The organism is Streptomyces sp. W16 (genome assembly GCF_033194735.1).
In the GTDB taxonomy this organism is placed as follows: domain Bacteria; phylum Actinomycetota; class Actinomycetes; order Streptomycetales; family Streptomycetaceae; genus Streptomyces.
In genome coordinates this window covers 1-3,441 of the sequence record NZ_JAWOAI010000779.1, presented here as the reverse complement: position 1 = coordinate 3,441, position 3,441 = coordinate 1, and the positions used below count along the sequence as shown (strand labels likewise).

Sequence of the window (3,441 nt, the reverse complement as noted above, 5' to 3'; positions counted from 1 at the left end):
GCGCGCGCTGCTCCCGGTGGCCAGGCCCGCCACCAGCAGGCTGCTGATGGCGCTCTCCGGCCGCGGGCGGCGAAGCCGCGCCCTCGCCGCGGTCGCCGAACTCCACGAACTCGTCGCCGACGCCACCGCCCGTGACGTACCGCTGCTGATCGCCCAGGCCTCCACCGACCTGCTGCGCCCGCCGGTCTCCGACATCGAGGCCTGGGTCGACTTCGAGCTGCGGTCCGCGGAGTACTACAGCCAGCTCGCCGAGGTGGACGGACAGCCGCCGGACCTCGCGGCGAGCGAGGGCTTCCTGCCCTCGGAGCTGGCCGAGCGGGTCCACGCCCAGCAGCTGGACGACACCCACCGCCGGGTCTCGCTGCGCGGGTACCAGTCGTTCGGCGCCCGGTTCGCCCTCGCCCAGCGCAGGGTCGTCCTCGGGGACGAGATGGGACTCGGCAAGACCATCCAGGCCATCGCCGTACTGGCCCATCTCGCGGCCGAGGGACACAGCCACTTCCTGGTGGTCTGCCCGGCCGGCGTGCTCATCAACTGGACCCGGGAGATCGGCGCCCGCAGCACCCTGCGCGCCCTGCCCGTGCACGGCCCGGACCGGCAGGCCGCCTACGGGGAGTGGCGTGAGCGCGGCGGGGTCGCGATCACGACGTTCGACACGCTGCACACCCTGCCCGCGCCGGAGAGCAGGAAACCGAAGCGCTGGAAGCCCAAGGGCGAGGCGCCGCCCGGCCCCACCCCGGGCATGCTCGTCGTCGACGAGGCCCACTACGTGAAGAACCCGGACACCCGGCGTACCAAGTCGGTCGCCCTGTGGACCGAGCGCTGCGACCGCGTTCTCTTCCTGACCGGCACGCCCATGGAGAACCACGTGGACGAGTTCCGCACCCTCGTCCGCCACCTCCGCCCGGAACTGCTGCCGACGGTCCGCAACGGCACGGCGGCGGCCGGACCCCAGGCCTTCCGCAAGTCCGTCGCCCCCGCCTACCTCCGCCGCAACCAGGTGGACGTCCTCACCGAACTGCCCGCCCTGGTCCAGGTCGACGAGTGGGTGGAGCTCGGCGTCGCCGACCGCGAGGCCTACGACCGCGCGGTCGGCGCCGGGAACTTCATGGCGATGCGCCGGGCCGCCTACGCCGACGCCGAGAAGTCGGCGAAGCTGCAGCGCCTGCGGGAACTGGTCACGGAGGCCGCGGAGAACGGCGCGAAGGTGGTGGTCTTCTCGTACTTCCGGGATGTGCTGACCACGGTCCGGCAGGCGCTGGACGGGACCGGCGCGCGGGTGACCGGGACGATCTCCGGGAGCGTCCCGGCGGTCCGCCGGCAGCAACTGGTCGACGACTTCACCACGGCCCGCGGCCACGCCGTACTGCTCGCCCAGATCAGCGCGGGCGGGGTCGGCCTCAACCTCCAGACCGCCTCCCTGGTCATCCTCTGCGAACCGCAGGTCAAGCCGACGGTGGAGCACCAGGCCGTGGCCCGCGTCCATCGCATGGGCCAGATACGCACGGTCCAGGTGCACCGCATGCTCGCCACCGACAGCGTGGACGACCGGCTCCTGACCATCCTCAAGAACAAGGACCGCCTCTTCGACCGGTTCGCCCGCCGCAGCGACCTCGCGGACGCCACGCCGGACGCGGTCGACATATCGGACGCCACCCTGGCCCGCCGCATAGTGGAGGAGGAGCAGCGACGCCTGGCGGCCGAGTCAGCCAACTGACCATGCCAGTCAGGGTAGTTGGCCCTCACGAGCGCACATCGAGCTCGGCGAGCGCGGAACCCTTGCCGCCCCGCACGGCGACACGGACGTACCGGGCGGACGTCCCGTTCGGGGCGTGCCACGCGCGGCCGTCCGCCGAGACCTCGACCGTGTACGACCCGGGGCGCTTCGTCCACGTGGGCCGGACCGTCCCGACCCGCACCGGGCGGCCCAGGTCGACGGTGAGCGAGGCGCGGTCGCCGGCCGGGGACCAGGCGGTCGCGGGGCTGCCGTCCACAGCGGCCTCCGGATAGCGGCCGGACTCCGAGGAGGTCGCCGTCGCCGGCCGGCAGCGGGCCAGGTCGGTGGTGGGGGTGAGGTCAGGGCGCCGGGTCTTCAGGGTGACCGTGCCGGAGAGGGTGCGGCGGCCTTCAGGGGTGTCCAGCACGAAGGGCGCCCCGGAGCGCAGTCGTACGGTCGTCGTCCTCGGACCGATGGCGATGTCGTACGTACGACCGCGCCAGCGCAGGCCCGACAGGCGTACCCCGTCCGAGAGTTGGGGCGGCAGGCTCGGGTCGAGGCGGAGGGTGTCGGGGCGCAGCCGCAGGCCGGTCAGACCGTGGGTGAAGACCTGGAGGAAGCCGCCCTTGCCGGTGAGGAAGTCCTGCGCGGGGGAGCCCGCGAGAGGGTCGGACGCGCCCGCCTTGTCGCCCCGTGACTCCGAGAAGAGGGCGAACGGGCCGCGCGCGAACGGCTGGTAGGCCCGCCGCAGATAGGTGTACGCCACGCAGCCCGGCTCGCCGATCGCCGCCGCGTCGATCGCGTGGACGGCGTCGGTCATGGCGGGGCCGTCCGGGTCGGTGCGCTGCGCGTAGTAGTCGAGGGTGGCGGCCCCGGCGCCGGCCGGCATCGGCCACTCCAGCGGGTAGATCAGCAGCACGGTGTCCGCCTGCTTGATCTGCGAGCCGTTGTAGCCGTCGTACTGGAGGAAGACCTTGCGCTTCGGGTCGTAGGGGATGCGCAGGTGGTTCGCGATGGTGAGCCACTCGGCGGGGGCCGGTGTGCCCAGGGTGTGGGCCGCTTCGGTGGCGGCGCGGAGGGCGGTGGCGGCGACGGCGTTGGTGTAGACGGCGTCGTTCACGCCGTTGCTGTACTCGTCGGGGCCCGCCACCTCCTTGACGGAGTAGGAGCCGTCGGTGTTCTTCGTGACCCGCGAAGTCCAGTACTGGGCAAGGCCGTTGAGGAGGGGTTGGCCCTCGGTGCGGAGCCAGGTGCGGTCGCCGGTGGCGAGGTAGTACTGCCGGGCGGCGAGGGCGATGTCGCCCTGGAGGTGGTTCTGGGTGAGGCAGTGCGGCGGCTGCCAGCTCTGGCACTCGTTCCACAGCAGTCCGTGGCTCGCGCTGGTCCAGGGGAAGAACAGGCCCTTCACCGAGGTCTTCGCCGCGTTCTCGGCGGCGGCCGTGCGGGTGCGGTAGCGGTAGTCGAGGACCGGACGGGCGAGCTCGGGGTGGGCGGCGAGCAGGGACGGGAACATCCAGGTCTCGGCGTCCCAGAAGACCATGCCCGCGTAGTTGTCGCTGGTCAGACCGGCGGGCGCGATGCTGTTCCGGGCGCCGGGGCGCAGCGCGGACAGCAGCCCGTACTGGGCGGAACGGGCCCAGAGTTGCAGGTCCGGATGCCCGGGCACCTCGATGTCGGACGACCACAGCGCCCGCCACGCGGCACTGTGCGAGGCGAGCAGCGCG

The 3,441-nt window shown here is 72.8% G+C and carries 2 protein-coding genes; one reads left to right on the top strand and one right to left on the bottom strand.

The genetic code is table 11. The features are described from left to right. The coding region (locus R6V09_RS49080; RefSeq protein WP_317887926.1) for a DEAD/DEAH box helicase at nucleotides 1-1,717 on the top strand (1,717 nt) is incomplete at its 5' end. Nucleotides 1,718-1,742: 25 nt separating this feature from the next. On the opposite strand, the gene R6V09_RS49075 is transcribed toward R6V09_RS49080, so the two are convergent. Beyond that, nucleotides 1,743-3,441, bottom strand: a 1,699-nt coding sequence (locus R6V09_RS49075; RefSeq protein ID WP_317887925.1) for a discoidin domain-containing protein, incomplete at its 5' end; no start/stop codon positions are given.